Annotated in this window: 15 protein-coding genes; 6 read left to right on the forward strand and 9 right to left on the reverse strand. The window is 65.8% G+C overall.

From position 1 onward, the window contains the following. Positions 1-11: 11 nt before the first annotated feature. Positions 12-971: a D-2-hydroxyacid dehydrogenase family protein gene (locus tag ACIBW9_RS01715; protein ID WP_398950168.1), complete on the reverse strand. Its 960-nt coding sequence runs from the start codon at positions 969-971 to the stop codon at positions 12-14. 195 nt (positions 972-1,166) lie between these two features. Between ACIBW9_RS01715 and ACIBW9_RS01720 the strand changes: the two genes are divergently transcribed. The 6 genes from ACIBW9_RS01720 (at position 1,167) to ACIBW9_RS01745 (ending at position 7,864) form a co-directional block, all read left to right on the forward strand. Beyond that, on the forward strand, positions 1,167-1,445 hold the full coding sequence (locus ACIBW9_RS01720; protein WP_398950170.1) for a hypothetical protein: 279 nt from the start codon (positions 1,167-1,169) through the stop codon (positions 1,443-1,445). 42 nt (positions 1,446-1,487) lie between these two features. Further along, complete coding sequence (locus ACIBW9_RS01725; protein WP_398950172.1) at positions 1,488-1,850, forward strand: ArsR/SmtB family transcription factor; 363 nt, start codon at positions 1,488-1,490, stop codon at positions 1,848-1,850. Further along, positions 1,843-4,476: a magnesium-translocating P-type ATPase gene (gene mgtA, locus ACIBW9_RS01730; protein ID WP_398950174.1), complete on the forward strand. Its 2,634-nt coding sequence runs from the start codon at positions 1,843-1,845 to the stop codon at positions 4,474-4,476. Before ACIBW9_RS01725 ends, mgtA begins: the two co-directional genes overlap by 8 nt. Positions 4,477-4,509: 33 nt before the next feature. After that, entirely contained in the window at positions 4,510-4,797 is a 288-nt protein-coding gene (tatA, locus tag ACIBW9_RS01735) for a Sec-independent protein translocase subunit TatA (RefSeq protein ID WP_398950175.1), read from the forward strand. 165 nt (positions 4,798-4,962) lie between these two features. Then, positions 4,963-6,684 (forward strand): LCP family protein, encoded by a 1,722-nt coding sequence (locus tag ACIBW9_RS01740; protein ID WP_398950177.1) that lies wholly within the window; start codon positions 4,963-4,965, stop codon positions 6,682-6,684. A gap of 256 nt (positions 6,685-6,940) precedes the next feature. Beyond that, positions 6,941-7,864, forward strand: coding sequence for a zinc-binding dehydrogenase (locus ACIBW9_RS01745; protein WP_398950179.1), 924 nt, complete (start codon positions 6,941-6,943; stop codon positions 7,862-7,864). Positions 7,865-8,574: 710 nt separating this feature from the next. On the opposite strand, the gene ACIBW9_RS01750 is transcribed toward ACIBW9_RS01745, so the two are convergent. The 8 genes from ACIBW9_RS01750 to ACIBW9_RS01785 all read right to left on the reverse strand — a co-directional run bounded on the left by ACIBW9_RS01750 (position 8,575) and on the right by ACIBW9_RS01785 (position 15,945). After that, positions 8,575-8,883, reverse strand: a complete 309-nt coding sequence (locus tag ACIBW9_RS01750) for a trypco2 family protein (protein ID WP_398950181.1) — start codon at positions 8,881-8,883, stop codon at positions 8,575-8,577. A gap of 1,388 nt (positions 8,884-10,271) precedes the next feature. Continuing rightward, on the reverse strand, positions 10,272-11,036 hold the full coding sequence (locus ACIBW9_RS01755) for an XRE family transcriptional regulator (RefSeq protein WP_398950183.1): 765 nt from the start codon (positions 11,034-11,036) through the stop codon (positions 10,272-10,274). 746 nt (positions 11,037-11,782) lie between these two features. After that, entirely contained in the window at positions 11,783-12,460 is a 678-nt protein-coding gene (locus tag ACIBW9_RS01760) for a hypothetical protein (RefSeq protein WP_398950185.1), read from the reverse strand. A gap of 777 nt (positions 12,461-13,237) precedes the next feature. Then, positions 13,238-14,278 (reverse strand): AAA family ATPase, encoded by a 1,041-nt coding sequence (locus tag ACIBW9_RS01765; RefSeq protein ID WP_398950187.1) that lies wholly within the window; start codon positions 14,276-14,278, stop codon positions 13,238-13,240. A gap of 365 nt (positions 14,279-14,643) precedes the next feature. Next, a complete protein-coding gene (locus ACIBW9_RS01770) occupies positions 14,644-14,805 on the reverse strand; it encodes a hypothetical protein (protein ID WP_398950189.1) in 162 nt (53 codons plus the stop codon). After that, positions 14,802-15,116: a hypothetical protein gene (locus tag ACIBW9_RS01775; protein ID WP_398950191.1), complete on the reverse strand. Its 315-nt coding sequence runs from the start codon at positions 15,114-15,116 to the stop codon at positions 14,802-14,804. Before ACIBW9_RS01775 ends, ACIBW9_RS01770 begins: the two co-directional genes overlap by 4 nt. A 13-nt stretch (positions 15,117-15,129) precedes the next feature. Beyond that, positions 15,130-15,294: a type II toxin-antitoxin system prevent-host-death family antitoxin gene (locus ACIBW9_RS01780; protein WP_398950193.1), complete on the reverse strand. Its 165-nt coding sequence runs from the start codon at positions 15,292-15,294 to the stop codon at positions 15,130-15,132. Positions 15,295-15,372: 78 nt separating this feature from the next. After that, positions 15,373-15,945, reverse strand: a complete 573-nt coding sequence (locus ACIBW9_RS01785) for a hypothetical protein (protein WP_398950194.1) — start codon at positions 15,943-15,945, stop codon at positions 15,373-15,375. Between the last annotated feature and the right edge of the window lie 952 nt (positions 15,946-16,897).

Here is a 16,897-nt window from a genome sequence, read left to right on the forward strand (position 1 = left end):
GACCCCTCGGTTCAGCTCAGCCGGCGTACCGGTGCCCCGTCCAGGAAGGCCCGGATGTCCTCCACCGCCTCCCGGTAGTACGTCTCGTAGTTCGCCCGCGACACATAGCCGAGGTGCGGTGTGGCGAGCAGACGGGGAGCCGTGCGCATCGGGTGGTCGGCGGGGAGCGGCTCGATGTCGAAGACGTCGACGCCAGCGCCCGCGATCCGGCCCTCGTGCAGGGCGGCGAGCAGGGCGTCCTGGTCGACGATCGCGGCGCGGGAGGTGTTGATCAGATAGGCGGTGGGCTTGAGGAGGGCGAGTTCGGCGGGGCCGAGCAGGCCGCGGGTGCGCTCGCTCAGGGCCAGGTGCACGGAGACGTAGTCGCTGCTCGACAGCAACTCCTCCTTGGAGGCGGCGAGTTCGACGCCCACCTCGTCGGCGTACTCCTTGGTGAGGTTCTGGCTCCAGGCGCTGACGTGCATGCCGAAGGCGGTGCCGACCCGGGCGACCCGGCTGCCGATCTTGCCGAGGCCGAGCAGGCCCAGGCGGCGGCCGTGCAGGTCGGCGCCCACCGTCTGCTGCCAAGGGCCGCCGGAACGCAGGGAGTTGTTCTCCTCGACGAGGGAGCGGGCGAGGCCGAGGAGCAGCGCCCAGGTCAGTTCCACGGGCGGTGTCGAGGTGCTCGCCGTGCCGCACACGGTGACGCCGTGCGCCGCGGCGGCGGCGTGGTCGATGACGCTGTTGCGCATGCCGGAGGCGACGAGCAGCTTCAGCCTGGGCAGGCGGGCGAGCAGTGAGGCCGGGAAGGGAACGCGCTCGCGCAGGGTGACGACGATGTCGAAGTCATGCAGAGCGGAGGCGAGTGCGTCCTCGGTGTCGAAGTGTTCGGCGAAGCTGACGGCGTCCACCCGGTCGGCCACGGGCGACCAGTCGGCGAGCTCCGTCGCCACCTGCTGGAAGTCGTCGAGCACAGCACAGCGCAGCCGCACGGCGGGTCCCTTTCGTCGGCGGGGTCGGGTGGCAGGGCGTGATCAGTAATGGTCGCCCATGGGCGTATCAGCGAGCCACTTGGGCATGCGTGGACCGAGTACGCGTAGATCAAGAAGCCTTTAAAGATTGCGCAAGCCGAGAACCATTACACTCGCCACTCCATGCCGCAGGCGTCCATCCATCGGGGGAGATACATGCGGTTCGTGTGTGTACGGGCGATGCTCGTGACCGGCGTGCCGGCCGTGGCCGCGGCCGTGTTCCTGTTCCTCGGGTTCGGCGCGGGCGCGTTCGCCGGGCGGCCCTACGTCGGACAGGGGCTGATCACGGCGGGCCTGGTCGCCGGGGCGGTGGCCGCCGGGACGGCCGTCGGTGACGTCGCCTGGTTCCTGATGGCGGCCCGCGGCCGGTCCGAGCCGGACGACGCGGCGGCCGCCGGCGGCGAGACGGAGGTCAGGGCACAGCCGGACACCTAGACTGGACCGAGCGTGACAACCAGGGCGGGACGGGAGAGGACTGTGGCGGCAGACATCGGGGCCTTCGAGGATCCGTCCGCCGAGGTGCTGGCCGAGGCGGCCGCCGCCTTCGGACTGCTGGCCTCCTCGGCCCGGCTGCATCTCGTGTGGGCGCTGGCCCAGGGCGAGAGCGATGTCACCCACCTCGCAGACCGGGTGGGCGGGGCCTTGCCCGCGGTCAGCCAGCACCTGGCGAAGCTGAAGCTCGCGGGGCTCGTGCGGTCCCGCCGGGAGGGGCGGCGGCAGATCTACTACGTCGACGATCCCGACGTCGTCACCGTGGTCCGGGTGATGGTGGGACAGCTGGCCGCGCGCGCCGACGGGTCGTCCGCGCCCGTGCGCGCGCTGCGCGGGGCCGGTGGCTGACAGCAGCGCGGCCCCGGAACCCGACCCCGGGGCGTTCGATTCCGCGGGAGGGCCGGGACCGGTCGCCGATGCGGGGCAGGCCCCTTCGACCCTGCTGCAGACGCTGCGTCGCCTGGACAGCGGGCCGCGCGGGCTGACGGAGGCGCAGGCCGAGGAGCGGCAGGCCCGCTTCGGGGCCAACACGCTGCCGACGCACCGGGAAGACTCCTGGCCGCGCGCGGTGCTGCGCAGTCTGCGCGATCCGTTCACCGCCGTGCTGCTGTGCCTCGGGCTGGTGTCGGCGGCCGTCGCCTCCTGGGGCACCGCCTGTGTGATCCTCCTCCTGGTCGCCGTGAGCTGTGTGCTGCGCGCCTCGGGGGAGCACCGGGCCGGCCGGTCGATGGCCGCACTGCGCGGCCTGGTCGCCACCACCGCCACCGTCCTGCGCCGCGCCGGGGAGGATCTGCCGCCGGACGCACGGGAGATCCCGGTGGACGAGCTGGTGCCGGGCGATGTGATCCGGCTCGGCCCCGGCGACCTGGTCCCCGCCGATGTGCGGCTGCTGCGGGCGCAGGGCCTGACCGTGCATCAGGCCGTGCTCACGGGCGAGTCGGCCCCCGTGGCGAAGGATGCCGCCGATGGGCCGGGCGCGGCGGGCGGTGGTCTGTTCGGCCGGCCCGAGCTCTGCTTCCAGGGCAGCAGTGTCGCGTCCGGCAGTGCCACCGCGGTCGTCGTGGCGACCGGCGCGCGGACCCGGTTCGCTGCGGCGCACGGCCGGGGCGAGGCCCGGCCCGAGGCCAGCGCCTTCGACCGGTCCGTGCACGGCATCTCCTGGATCCTCATCCGGTTCATGCTGCTGACCCCGCCGCTGGTCCTGATGGCCAATGCGGCGCTGCGGGACCGCGGTCTGGAGACGCTGCCGTACGCGGTGGCGGTGGCGGTCGGGCTGACGCCGGAGATGCTGCCGGTCATCGTCACCATGTGCCTGGCGCGCGGCGCCTCACTGCTGGCCCGCAGTCACGGGGTGATCGTCAAGCGGCTGCCCGCGCTGCACGACCTCGGCGCCGTCGACGTGCTGTGCCTCGACAAGACCGGCACGCTCACCCAGGACTGGCCGGTCCTGTACCAGGCCCTCGGTCCGGACGGCCGGGACGACCCCGAGGTGCTGCGCTGGGCCGCGGTGAACGCCTGGTGGACCCTGCAGCTCGCCGACCTGCCCGCCCCGGACGCCCTCGACGACGCGGTCCTGGACGCGGCCGACGAGGACGAGGTCATGGCGTACGACGGGGTGGCCGCCCTTCCGTTCGATCCGCTGCGACGCCTGGCGACCGCCGTCGTCCGCACGCCGGGACGGCTGGGCACGCACACCCTGGTCGTCAAGGGGGCCGCCGAGGCCGTCCTGGAGCGCTGCGCACTGGAGGACGACGAGCGCGGGGAACTGCTCGCGCTCGCGGCCCGGCACGCGGACGACGGGCTGCGGGTGCTGGCCGTCGCCACCGCGCAGAGTCCCGCCCGGACCCGCGCGTACACGGCCGCCGACGAACGCGGCCTGGACTTCCGGGGCTTCGTCACCTTCACGGACGCGCTCGCCCCCACCGCCGCCGAAGCGCTGGAGGTCCTCGCCGAACGGGGGGTCGCTGTGAGGATCCTCACCGGCGACCACCCCGGCACCGCCGTCCGCGCCTGCCGCGACCTGGGGCTCGCCGTACCGCCGGACGGTGTCCTCACCGCCGACGGCATCGACCGTCTCACCGAGGCCGAACTCGCCGCGGCCGCCGCCCGCACCGTCGTCCTCGCCCGCTGCACCCCCGAGCACAAGGCCCGCTTCGCCGCCGCCCTGCGGGCCGGCGGGCACACCGTCGGCTACCTCGGCGACGGGGTCAACGACCTGCCTGCGCTGCGCGCGGCCGACGTCGGCATCGCACCGCGGGACGCCGTGGCCGTCGCCCGGGAGAGCGCCGACGTGGTCCTGGCCGACAAGGACCTCACCGCGATCGACCACAGCATCGCGGCCGGACGGTACTCGGGCGGCAACATCGCCACGTATCTGCGCATCACCCTCTCCTCCAACCTCGGCAACGTCATCGCGATGCTCGCGGCGGGCCTCCTGCTGCCCTTCCTGCCGATGCTGCCGGCCCAGGTGCTGGCCCAGAACCTGTGCTTCGACGCCGCCCAACTGGCCTTCGCGCACGACCGGCCGCATCCGTCGGTGCTGCGCCGCCCGACGCTGCTGCGCCCGCGCGACCTGCTGCGCTTCATCGTCGGCTTCGGCGTCCTCAACTCGGTCGCCGACCTGGCCACCTTCGGCGTGCTGGAGCTCGCCCTGCACGGACCCTGGGGGCTGGACGACCAGGCGGTGTTCCACTCCGGCTGGTTCACCGAGAACCTGCTCACCCAGGCCCTGGTGATGGTCCTGCTGCGCACGGGGCGGCGCGCGGCGGGGCGCGGACCCGGGCCGATCGGCTGGGCGGCGGGCGCGCTGGCCGCCGTAGGACTGCTGCTGCCGGTCTCCCCGCTCGGCTCGCTGCTCGGGCTGACCCCGCTGCCGCTCCTCTACTACCTGCTGCTGGCCGCCGTTCTCGCGTTGTACACCCTCGGACTGATGGCTGTCAGAAGGGCGCCTTGGTTGTACAGTTGCGCAACGTAGCAACCATGCGAGAAGTGAGAAGGGGTGGGCGGGATGCTCCGCAACGGACTGGAACCCTGGCACCTGCTGGTCCTGGCGATCGTCATCATCGTGCTGTTCGGCTCCAAGAAGCTGCCCGAGGCCGCCCGCGGTCTCGGCAAGTCCATGCGCATCCTCAAGAGCGAGGCGAAGGCGATGAAGGAGGACGGCGCCGCCCCGGCACCCGCCGCCCAGCCGCAGTCCGAGCCCGCCTCCGACGCGGCGGCCGCCCGCGTCATCCAGTCCTCCCCGGGAGATGCCGCATCGGCCCGTCCGGTCTCCGAGGACAGCACGGTTCGCTGAGCCGGAGAGGCATGCCGGTACGGCGTACCGGCCCGGTGCGGGTGGGAGGTGTGACACACCCCACCTGCGAACGGGATAACGCTTGCTATATTGCGCAATCAACCAACCCGAGGGATGCGCCGTGGCGCCGTCGGTTGGCGTCGGCCACAGCGTAGGGAGTGGGAGTTGAGCGACCCCTGGGGCGGAAACCGTGGCCATGCGGCCACCCGAGATCGTTCAGCAAGCGTTCCCCGTCAGCGCGAGGCCGATGACGGCACGTCCCGCCCGCCGCAGGGCGGCCGGGCGGCCGCCCGGCAGGCGGCACGCTCCCGAGGGCGCGGCGCGGGCCGCCGGGCGAAGCCCGTCGCCCGGCGCAAAAGGGTCGCCCGCATAGCCCTGTTCACGGTGGCGGCGATGATCCTGGTCACCGCCGGAGCGGGTGCCTGGCTGTACGAGCATCTGAACGGCAACATCAAGAGCGTCGCGATCGACGACGGCGCCGGCGGGAAAGAGAAGGCCGACGCCTTCGGGCGGACCCCGATCAACATCCTGGTGATCGGCTCCGACGGCCGCAACAACGCGGCCGACTGCAAACTGGGCGGCGGCTGCGGCTCGGCGAGTTCGACCGTCGGGCACAACGCCGACGTGGAGATGGTGGTGCACGTCTCCGCCGACCGCTCCAACGCCACCGTGATGAGTGTCCCGCGCGACACCATGACCCACGTCCCCGCCTGCAAGGACCCGGACAGCACCCAGGCGACCTCCGGCTACTACGGCCAGATCAACAGCGCGCTGCAGTACGGCCCGGCGTGCCAGGTCAAAACCATTCACCAGCTCACCGGCATCACCATCGACCACTTCGTGATGCTCGACTTCGCCGGAGTGGTGAAGATGTCCGACGCGGTCGGCGGCGTCGACGTCTGCGTGAGCGACAACGTCTACGACACCTACTCCCATCTGAAGCTCGCCAAGGGCACCCACACCCTCCAGGGCGATGCGGCGCTGGAGTTCGTCCGCTCCCGGCACGGTTTCGGCGACGGCAGCGACCTGGGCCGTACCGTCTCCCAGCACCTCTTCCTCAGCGCCATGATCCGCAAGTTCAAGAGCGCGGGGACCCTGACGGACCCGGCGAAGGTCTACTCCCTGGCGGACGCCGCCACCAAGGCGCTGACCGTGGACACCGGCCTGGGCAGCGTCACCAAGCTCGTGGACCTGGCGACCGATCTGAACAAGGTCCCGTCCAAGCGGATGACGTTCACCACGATGCAGACCGCGGCCGACCCGACCAACGCCAACCGGGTGGTCCCGGCGGCCTCCGCGAGGTCGCTGTTCGCGACCATCGCGAACGACCAGTCCCTGACCTCGGACAGCGGCAAGAAGAAGACGTCCTCGGCGTCCCCGTCCCCGTCGGCGGCGGCGACCGTGCCGGCCTCCGAGGTCGCCGTACAGGTCGAGAACGGCACCACCACCGGCGGACGTGCCTCCGTGGTCGCGCAGGCCCTCCTCGCCAAGGGCTTCAGCTCGAACACCACCACGGGCAACGCCCCCGCGCCGTCGTCGAGGACGACGATCACCTACGGCCCCGGGCAGCAGGCCGAGGCACAGACGGCGGCCTCCGCCCTCGGACTGCCCGCCTCGCACCTCACCCAGGGCAGCAGCAGCGGCGTGGTCCTCGTCATCGGCAGCGACTGGCCGAGCGGTACGACGTACGGCTCCTCGGGCGGCTCGTCGGCCGCCGCCCCCGCCGACACGCACGCCGCGGTCGCCGACGCCCACGCCCAGACCGCCGACAGGGCCAAGACCTGCGCAAAGGTCAGCCCCTACAAGACGGTGCAGATCAACGGCGTGCCGATGACCCCGTCCCAGGCGTACGCGGCGGCGCGGGGCAAGGAGGACTCGGCGCCGTGATCGATTCCCGCGCTGCGTGAGACCGGCGCGTCTGCGGTGAAGCCGCAGGCGGGCCGGCGGGGACGAAAGGGCCGCGGTTCAGCGAACCGGGCCGTGGGCGGCGGCGATCAGGATCCCGATGCTCCACTTGCCGCCACGCGGTCGAGCACCTCGGTGACACGGATGTGACTGCGTGACATGAAAGTTCCTTCTTCCGGCGACCAGCGAGGTTATCGATGATGACTGCTGTCACACGTCGTGAACCAAGGGGGAAGACATGCCTGTTCGTGCTCTCGTCGTCGATCCGTCCGCATCCGCGGACGTCCGCCTCGCCGAGGTGCCCGACCCCGTGGCCGGGCCGGGCCAGGTCCTGGTGGACGTCTCCCACGCCTCGTTGAACTACGGCGACCTCAACGACGCCCGCTCCGGGCGCATCCCCGTGGGCGTGGTGCTCGGTTCGGACGCCGCCGGAGTGGTCGTTCAGGCCGCGGCCGACGGAACGGGCCCGGCGGTGGGCACCCAGGTGGTGGCGCTGACCGCGGGAGCGTTCACCGAGCGCGTGGCGATCGACGTGGGTGCGCTCGCCGAGGTGCCGAAGGACCTGGAGCCGGCGCAGGCCGCGGCTCTGCCGGTCGCGGGAGTGGCGGCACTGCGCTCACTGCGGGCCGCGGGGCTCGGACCGGACAAAAGGGTGCTGGTCACCGGGGCCTCCGGTGGGGTCGGCCGGTTCGCGGTCCAGCTGGCGGCGCGGGCCGGTGCCCATGTGATCGCGTCGGTGGGCTCGACCGCCCGCGCGGAGGGGCTGACCGAGGTCGGCGCCGACGAGGTGCTGATCGGGCTGGAGGGGCTCCACCGGCCGGTCGACGTGGTCATCGACAGCGTGGGCGGCTCTCAGCTGGTCGCGGCATGGAACCTGCTCGCTCCCGGCGGCAGCGTGCAGAGCGTCGGCTGGACTTCCGGCGAGCCGGCGGTCTTTCCTCCGTACGCGACCGTCGGCCCGGCCAAGTCGCTGAACTCCTTCGTCATCGAGGGCGATGCCGGCGCGGACCTGGCCGTTCTCACCCAGCTGGCCGCCGAGGGGTTGCTCAGGGTCGAGATCGGCTGGCAGGGCTCCTGGGACCGCTTCGAGGAGGCCGCCGAGGCCCTGCGCGGACGCCGTGTCTTCGGGAAAGCGGTCATGACGCTGGGAAGCCCGCTCTGACAGCAAAAAGCTGGGATCCTTGCTCCTGATGTCTGTGCGCGGCGGATTTGCGCATTGGTGTGGCGGGGGTCGCCGCGTACGCCTCGTATGTGCATCGGCGTGAGTTCACGCTGCAGGGTGGGGCGGACCGGACCAGCGCGACGCTGTGGCCGCTGTCGGTTGAAGCCGGTGTTGGCCGCCCGTGGCGCTGCTCCTCGCGGTGGAACTGCTTGCCCATCGTTCCAGCAACGACGTCGGGGCCGATGTTGCAGACGACACGAACGGTGAAGTCCCTGATGCCGGTGATCCGCTGTTGGAGCGTGCCATGCAAGTGGATGCTCGCCATCGGGAGTGCTTCAGCGCCCCGTTTCGGCCGAGTCGTTGCGCAAGGAGCTGAATGGCCGAGAGCCGGCAGGGACGGTGTGCAGGAGAAGGAGGTTCCGACACAGCCGGGAACCTTCGGAACACTGGAGGTTCCACGGCTGAGCTCAGTTCCTGGCCCAACATGCTCACCAACAAGTCGGTGCTGGAGACGTGCCGCAGCGTTGCCGACTCCTGGAGGACGTCCACGACGTCGGCCTTCAACTCATTGCGAACCCGCGCAGGACTGCGCCCTTCCACCCCCGCGACCTCCCGCCCGCCACCAGCCGCCACCAAGCTCTCACCGACAGTCGCCGACCAGCGTACGGCCACCTCTCCACCCCCGTCAGGAGGTCGGTGACCCCCGGTGCTCAGCGTTCCCCGTCCGCTTCGTCGTCGCTGATGAGGACGCTGAGGTGCGTCCCCTCCGGCGTGACGAGTTTCGGCTGCATGGTGATACTGATCGGATGCGTGCGGGCCGACTCCACCTGCGCGTCGGCCCCTGCCTCGACGACCCAGCACCCCACCTTGCCGGTGGCTCCGGCCTTGCGTCCGACGGCGACGGTCGCCTCGACCTGTACCTCCCCCAACTCGAACCGCACCGGTCCTGACCCCCCACCGGCCATGGAGGAGTTCAGCTCTTGCCTCAACTCCCGGAGCATTTCTGCGAGTTCGATCACAATGGGATTTTATCGGCCGTCAGGGTGGGGCGGCAGTCACGCGGGCGCCACTCATTCCGTACTGTCCGAGACGGTCTCATCGGGTGGATGCCTCGAGGACGGCCTGCTGCCGGCGCCACCAACGATGACAACGACGGCGAGTACGGGGGTGGTGAGCGCACAGGCGGGCAGGCGGGCCGGAGTGGGGCGGGGAAATCGACGGCATCCCGCCGGCGCAGGCGGCCGAGCACGGCGTCCCCGTACTGCTGGCCATCTGTGCCCGGTGCCTCTCCGGGCAGCCAGGTGATCTCAAGCAAAGGATCTTGGCTCGTGGAGACCTCTCCAAGGTGCCCGAGACGCCCTGACGGGAGCCTCCGAAACGCCACCGCGTACCCACCGTGGCCATCCGTAGAAACCCCGTGGCAGCCCGGCAGCCCCGGAGCCTTCCCTTGATCGTCGGGGGAGTGCCCGGGGCTTTGTCGTGCCGGAGCGAAACTGCTCTGACCAGCAAAAACGCCCTCCCGAAGGAGGGCGGAGAGAGGGCGCCCCCGGCAGGACTCGAACCTGCGGCCAAGCGCTTAGAAGGCAACGTGACTAGCCAAGACTCTAGCCTGCGGAAACGTGACCTGACTACCTCTCAACACCCATACAGGCACCTTGCGTAGGACTCCCTAGTGAAGGTGCTTCACTCCCCGCCCTGGCCCACAGACGTGCGTCTGCGTGCCCCTCGTGACAGGACGTATGTCCTGGTCGCTGGTGTGGGGGTCGTCCACCGGCCCCATCCTCCGGAGCCATGTCCACCTGCATGAAGCTCTGTGTGCCCCTGTGAGAGCCGTTCAGAGAGTGCCTGGGGTGATGGTCCGGAGAGGGGGTGTGAGGCTGCCAGAAGGGCATACAGGGCCGTCAAGCTAGGTCAAGGACTGAGCGGGGGATGAGTGGCAGGCAGGCAAGGTGAATGGCCAGGCAATAGCTGCGTGTGGATATGAATGCAGACAGGCGCCGATAGGTAATGCACTACCTCTTGCCCTGGCTTTCCTGTCTGCTTCCCGCCGCATTCTTCCCTGTAATCCAGGGTGAATGCAGGCCAGCAATCCAAGGCGAAATTCATACTGGGGCAAAGCGGGAATCCGGACCCGGGGTTATTTAACGGCCGCTTGGGGGGAGGGAGTGAGACCCCTCAGAAATTTGCCATAAAACTTGACGTACAGGGGTGTGTACGTACGCCTTGCTTGCCCCGCTGGACTCTCCTTGACTTGCCCAGGGTGGACAGTGCTACTCGTAAGATCTGGGTAAACTCGCACGGACAAGGAATTATCTGTGTCGGGAGTCTTGTTCTCTGCTCCGGACGCCACTTTCCCCCGCTGCACAGGAAAGGGCCGGGACATCCCCGGCCCCTATCCATGGTTCTCTTAGTCGACAGGAACTCCCCTAGACCACAGTTCCTCTGCATGCTCGGAGAAGCGGGAGAACATTCCCCCGTCACCCATGGAGCGGAGATGGAGTAGCGGGGAGTCGTGACCAACGAGCCTGGCCAGATGGGGTGTCACCAGGGCTTCACTGTCGAAACGGAAGACGGAGAGGGATACGTGATTGACCGCATCCTGAGCAGAGGAGAAGCGAGACTCAATACCTTCCACGCCCTCTAGCTTCTTCAGGTTCTCCAGGGTCATCCGAATGCGGGTGGATACCGTCAGAGCTACATCCTCAATGGTTTCCCTCTGCCTGGTTACCTCTCCGTTGGGGTCGCCGGTCAGGAACCTTATCCGGCACCCCTCCATTGCCTTCCTGCGTAGGAGACCAGAGAAGTCGGGAATGGTGGTCCACAGGAAGTAGTTCGTGTATCCCGAGAAGAACAGTTCCTGGGTGGAGTTCTCTGTCAGTTCTGCCCAAACGGTGGAAGGGCAGGCGGAGCGGTATGGGTAGCTGTGGACAATCTCCCTGTCCCCGCCCGTCTTAATCCGTTCCTTCACTGCCTTGGGCCAGATCATTTCTTCGTCCACTCCCAGTGCTTTGCAGGCATCCTCACGGTTCCTCGGGTGGGGGATTAGGTCGGGGTCATTGATCCACCGCTCTACCGTCTTCCCCGATACCCTCACCTTCAGGGCCAGCTTCCTCGGTGAGAGACCGGCTGACTCCATAGCTGATCGTAGGGCAGTGTTCAAGGTCTCCCCCATGGACATCTAGGACGTCTTCAGAGAGTAGCCCCGGACGTCCCAACTGTCTTGAGTCCTGGCCAGATCCGGCCTGTATGGGTGGCCACAGTCCAGGCATGGCAGACGAGACGGGAGCACCACCCCTGGCAACCCTCCGCATCGGTGTGTACCGGGTGAACAGGGATACCGGGGAGAAGACAGTCATCAAGCCGGACCGAGTGATCGAGGCAGGGGAAGTGCTCATGACTTCCGAGTACCCGCCCTGTCAGTGCTATCTGTGCCAAGCCAAGAACAGATGAGTGAACACAGAGAGATGGGCCGGGGATATCCCGGCCCTTTGTGTTGCTACGGGTTGGAGTTCTGCCATACTCCATCCGACACAGATCAATCACAGGGGTGGGTAATGCAGAATCAGGGTGAGGGGCGCGGTTGCATTGGTGCGTTACTCGGTATCGTCCTAGTAGTGGTAACCGCCTTCTTCCTTTCCCCGTTGGTGGGGGTGTTGACCGTCATAGGAGTTGCTCTGGTTTCGTCTCATCCTGGGCTAGATGACGGCGTTATTCAAGGGCTGAGTGTTGCTGCCTGCGGTCAGTATGCTCTTATCGTTCTCGATAATCTGGCGGAAGGTAGCCTAGTGCCTGGCAGGTTGGCGGGTTCCAGTTTCGGTGCTGCTGTCTGTGCACTGGTGATGTTTGGAGTGTTCGGAGCAACCCAGAAGCGAGACTGAGAAGGTTGCGAGAGGGGCCGGGGATACTCCCGGCCCTTTCTCATGCAGTCAGATCGAGTTCAGTCTTCATCTTCTTGTACTGGGTGTAGACGTAAGAGGGACTGACACCAATCTCCTCTGCCAGTACCGCTGCCTTCTTCCCCGCCAGGAATCCATCCTTGATAGCTCTCTGGTTCTTGGTGAGTGGAGCAGAGTCCTTCACTACAGTCTTCTTCTTCGAGACTGCCTTAGTGACTGTGAACTCCTGAACTTGGTCACTGAGGCTGAGTTCAATCTCGTGGAACTTGCGCCGGTAGGTCGGTGCCACCTCAGCAGAGCAGATCAGTATGACTGGAGCGATGGAGTGTACTGCTACACCAATCCAGTCTCCCTCGGCTATTGCACTCCAGCAGTTCAGGAAGAGACTGGCCAGTCCAGTGATCCAGCGGAATGCAGTAGGCCACCGCCCGGACTCAACACCGTGTCTACTCAGGATGGAGTCAGCAGAGAGGGAAAGGACTAGAGCGGCATCCACCAGGAGAGGGAGTAGCCACCCTGTCCATGCCCAGTGACTGTGAGCAGATACGAATGGAGCGCCAGTCATCAGAGAGAAGACGATGGACCCGGCTGCGATAGTCCACAGCATCCCATCCACTACTCGTCTGGTTCTAGTGATGGACTTCAGTTCACTGGTGGTCTCGGTCTGAATGGTGGTCTTGGAAAGCTCGGTCATCTTCATGGTGTGGTCTCCTAATCGGTTATGGATACCCCGAGCCGGCTGACCCTTTGAAATAGGGCCGGACTGGGGTATGTCTAAAGAGAAGTCTCGGTACGGCTGGTACTACTGGGAGGGCTTAGGTAATGGAGGCTCTCCGGCCCTGGAGGGCACGCCTCCCACAGTGGTGCTAGCGGGTGGAATGCAGGCACTGAACGGGGGACACGGGCCCTAACAGATCAGCGGGGAGAGATGCAGGCACGAACATCGGAAGGCAATGCCAGGGGCCCCAGCAGGGGAAGGCATTGAACCTGCCGGACTCTGGTGCCTCATATCCAGCGGGGAAGAGAGAGCCAGGGGCCCCGTCCAGGGGAAGGCTCTCGGTTGCTGAGATATGGATTCGCGACGATGGCACAGGGGTCTAACGTTGCCCCTTATCGCGTTCCCTGTTCGCCTGGATAGTCCTGCCTGCCGTTGTGCTGTGCCCCTGCTTCCCCCGCTTCGGGTTTAATGGAGAGTGCTCCTTGACGTCGCCTCTCCTCTTCCCCCGCTAAGGGTTCGGGTGGACCGATGCACACCGTTCACGTGCACGCAGCCGTAGCCCTAGCGTTAAGCGGCGATAGCGTGCCTGTCTGGTGAACCGTGGTGCTACCGGTTAGGGGTGACTCCTCCTCCGGTACCCGTCGTCGTCACCCCTGCTCCCTTCCGTCTTGGTCGGGGGTAGGTATAGAGGTAAGACATCTTTCTTTCTTACCTATATACGCTAGGGGGGAAAGAAAGAAAGATACGAAACCTACCGGGTCAGCTCGCCAGTCGGTACAGGTTGGAGCGTCCCTGAGTCCTGCTCTCCAGCTCTCCGGACTGCACCATGGAATCAAGGGCAGACTTCAGTACGGCGGGATTGCCAGGAACCTGCTGCGTGATGGTCCCCTGCTTGACCCACTCGCCAGACCCGAGAGCATTCTTGATCTGAGAGGCGTGGTCCGTCCCCCTGTTCCGGTCGTCCGGCTTCTTGGCCTTCTGCTGAGGGGATCGACCTTGCTTCTTCCGCCTGTCCTTACGGGACTCCCAGCGCGCTCGGGCCTTTGCCACCAGCTCATCGTGCTCTGCCGACATAGCTACTGTTTCCTCTTCTCCGATCAGCGTTACGAATGCCCCGTCGTCTCCCTCTCCACTGAAGTTCAGCGCAATGCCTAGCTCCTTCTCGGGAGTGTTGTTTCCGTAGACCCTGAGGATCCTCAGCTCCTGGTCATCGGTCACCTGCATGAAGTGTCGGCCCCATGCTTCGATAGCGGTGGAACCCATGGGAGTCTGCTGAGAGCCCTGTTCCTCGTTGAACTTCCCGGCATGGTGGACGAGCACAATCGCTATGCCTTCATCCAAGAGGGCCTGAAGCCTGCCGAGTGCTGGCCGTGCATCCGCGTCACTGTTGTAGCTGCCACGCCCGAGGAGAGCGGAAAGGTTATCCACGATCAAGACTTCAACGTCAGTGGAAATGAGCACGTCGGTGAAGTCGGCCCACCACTGGTCTGTGTCCTCGGGGCGAATGTCGGTGATGAACAGTCGAGAGTCTTCCGCCCCTCCTGCCATTGTGAATCGCTGCCACGTCTCATCCTGCTGCCCGGGATCGAGTGCCCACAGGAGAGTGTTCCTAGCCTCCACTTCCCGCCCCAGCCACGGAGTCCCTTCAGCCAATGCCATAGCGGCAGACAGGGCAACGAACGACTTACCTGCCTTGGGCCTGCCGAAGATCATCGTTGCCGTGCGGTGAATTAGGCCCTCCACGAGAAAGGGGGTCTCGTTGCTCGGGGTCATCTCAGAGATCCTCTTGATGTTGAACACGTGATGTATCTCCATTCGGTGTGATGTGCGGTGCGGTCGGTCTTGCGGTCCATAGCCCTCGTCCAATCGGTGTGGTGTTGTTGGGAGGCTTGGTTCTGAATGCCTGAGCATCCATGGCGGGGGAGCCGTAGCCGTTACCGGCGTGGGCTCTCCCACCAAAGACAATCAGATCACTCGTCGTAGAAGCTGTCGCACTTATCGCACCCATCGAGACAGTCGCATCCGGCTACAGTGTTTGGGTCTTCGGTGAAGTGCGACCGACACAGGCCACCTGCGTAGACGGACTCCTCGCACCTCATGCATTCGTTGGCGCTCATGATTGGTCTCCTCCTGTGAACATGGAAAGGGTCAGCCGGCTCGGGGTCTCAGAATCGGGTGAAGCGGGAAAGCTCTATGCGGTCCTCTTCGGTGAGGTAATCCCACGCCACAGAGATCAGCCCTTTCACTGTCGGCAGCGCTTCTGCCCCGTTCTCAAGATGCTCCGCGTACTGCTCCTCGATCTCCTGCCATTCCTCGTACAGGCTCATGCCTCGATCTCCTCCAGCTTCTCCAGTAGGTACAGGGCATTCCCTCGGCCCAAGTCATCCAGGCTCTCGATATCAGCGGGGGTGAAGGTGCCTCGGTCCATAGCGGTGAGGAGTACGGCACCAAAGAACAGAGCCGACTTACGTAGCCCCACCTTGCCTCGCAGTAGTTTGATGTTGTCTGCGATCTCTTGCCTCAGCCCATCAGTTCCGTCGTGGGCTACTCGACCCTCGAACACCCACGCCTTCACTCCCATGGATTCCAGTACCGTGAGGATGCTCGGTATCAGGGTCTGTCTCTTGCGGTATGCCATTCACTCCCCGCCCTCAGTTGTCTTCCATCAGGTTTCGTGTCAGCCGCTCGTATCGCTCTGCCGAGATGATTACCGCCGCATCCCTGTGGTACCGAGTGAGGTGGATGGTCTCTCCGCTCTCCGCCCGCCTGATCAGATCGGGAAGGATTGCCCGCGCATCGTTGCTTGCTATCCGCATTACCGCTGCGTCCTCTCGTGTTGATTGGGTGGGGCCTACGCCGGGGATACAGGGCCCCCGGCTAGGTCCCCATTGCTGTCAGAACCAGTTGTCTTGTTCGCCCTGCTTGATAAGCTCTCGCAGTTCCTTGGTCAGCTCATCAGTGGCCGTGCCTCGCTTGTGCTTCCGTTCCTGCCATCCGGTGAATGCGCCCTGATTCGCTTCAGGGTCAATGCCCTGTTGGCTTGCCCACTGGAGTAGCGACGGATCCGGATAGAACTGTTCGGACTTGCCGGGAACCCTGAGATGGAACCAGCGATCGTGAGTGGCCATCTCCAGCGATTCGCCGCCACGCATGATTGCCAGCACCTGAACGGGGATACCGCCGTCTATCGCGTTGCTCAGCTTGACGAGACGCTCCATACCGTCCTGCGCCGTAAAGCCAATCTTGACGTTCCCACTGGCCAGCCTGATTACGTAGACCCAACCGGGGGTGTGCTTCATTTCAGGGTTGAGATCATCGAGCGTTCTAGCTATCCGCCTGCCCACTCGCTTGCCGTAGGTGGACAGTTCGTAGATGTGGTCTTCACACAGGATCAGGCTGAAGGTACCGAAGGGAGATTCTCTGCCCGGCTCGTTACAGTCGACTGCTGTGCACTGCGTGTTGGTCATGTGGATTACTCCTAGGTGTGTGGTGTGGGAACCAGGGCTACAGAGTTTCCGTATGGCTCTGTGCTGGCCTGTCCCTGTAGCCCTGATGTGATTGGCCCTGCTCGATATCAGAGGCTCTGAGAACGGCTCTCAGGCAGCCTCACGCTGATAACAGGCAGGCTTGCTCTTGGTCCAGTAGTTCGGGTGGACATCCACGTCTATGTACATACCGAGGCTTACGGGGTGCTTGCAGGTGCCGCCCTTGCCGCAGTGGTTAGCGAACTCCTTACTCGTACTGAACTCCTGTCGGCAGGCACAGCACTGGAATCCGGTGAGGGTGCGCTTGTAATGGCGACGCATGGTGGTGCTCCTTGTCTGCGTCCCGGACTAACGCCGTGACGCTGGTGGTGTGGATGCGGGGGAATGTCTGTCAGACCTTGGTTACAGGTGTGCCCCTTGGCCTGAGTGAAAGGGCGGGGGTGGCTGGGCGACTGCCTGCGCTTCAGTTCTACCGGCAGGTGTTGACACTGAGCCGTGCATGCCTGCCGGGGGTGGAGTATGTGGTGTCCGGCGCCATGGGTGGTCAGTGCGGAATGTCGTAGCGACATCAGGGCATAAAGAAGCCCCCGACCGAACGTGTCAGCCGGGGGACTTCAACCACCACACCACATGGGGACTAACCGCTGAGGGTCTGCGTTTCCACCCTCACTATCTACGTAGGGTGCATCTTCGGGCCCGAGTCAGACCAGGATCACGATCGTTACCGTTCTGTGATCTAGCCGGTCGGCACCCTCGGGGAAGTTCAACTCTCACTATCTGCGTAGGGTGCATCTTCGGCACCCAGTCAGGCGCGGGTCCATCATCGTTATCGTTCTGTGATCTGCCAGTGCGGGGGATGACTGGCACTCTCCCTGCTCTCCCCGCCCACTCGTGCAGAAAGGACCGCCGGGCAATGTCCCGGACGGTCCCTCTT

Origin of the sequence: Streptomyces sp. NPDC049541, assembly GCF_044465725.1 — a bacterium.
GTDB lineage: Bacteria > Actinomycetota > Actinomycetes > Streptomycetales > Streptomycetaceae > Streptomyces.

Excerpts from the sequence above, each read along its gene's own strand:
- ACIBW9_RS01720 (WP_398950170.1), top strand. The coding sequence starts at position 1,167 with ATGCGGTTCGTGTGTGTACGGGCGATGCTCGTGACCGGCGTGCCGGCC.
- tatA (WP_398950175.1), top strand. The coding sequence starts at position 4,510 with ATGCTCCGCAACGGACTGGAACCCTGGCACCTGCTGGTCCTGGCGATC.
- ACIBW9_RS01745 (WP_398950179.1), top strand. The coding sequence starts at position 6,941 with ATGCCTGTTCGTGCTCTCGTCGTCGATCCGTCCGCATCCGCGGACGTC.
- ACIBW9_RS01755 (WP_398950183.1), bottom strand. The coding sequence starts at position 11,036 with ATGGGGGAGACCTTGAACACTGCCCTACGATCAGCTATGGAGTCAGCC.
- ACIBW9_RS01760 (WP_398950185.1), bottom strand. The coding sequence starts at position 12,460 with ATGAAGATGACCGAGCTTTCCAAGACCACCATTCAGACCGAGACCACC.
- ACIBW9_RS01770 (WP_398950189.1), bottom strand. The coding sequence starts at position 14,805 with ATGAGCCTGTACGAGGAATGGCAGGAGATCGAGGAGCAGTACGCGGAG.
- ACIBW9_RS01775 (WP_398950191.1), bottom strand. The coding sequence starts at position 15,116 with ATGGCATACCGCAAGAGACAGACCCTGATACCGAGCATCCTCACGGTA.
- ACIBW9_RS01780 (WP_398950193.1), bottom strand. The coding sequence starts at position 15,294 with ATGCGGATAGCAAGCAACGATGCGCGGGCAATCCTTCCCGATCTGATC.
- ACIBW9_RS01785 (WP_398950194.1), bottom strand. The coding sequence starts at position 15,945 with ATGACCAACACGCAGTGCACAGCAGTCGACTGTAACGAGCCGGGCAGA.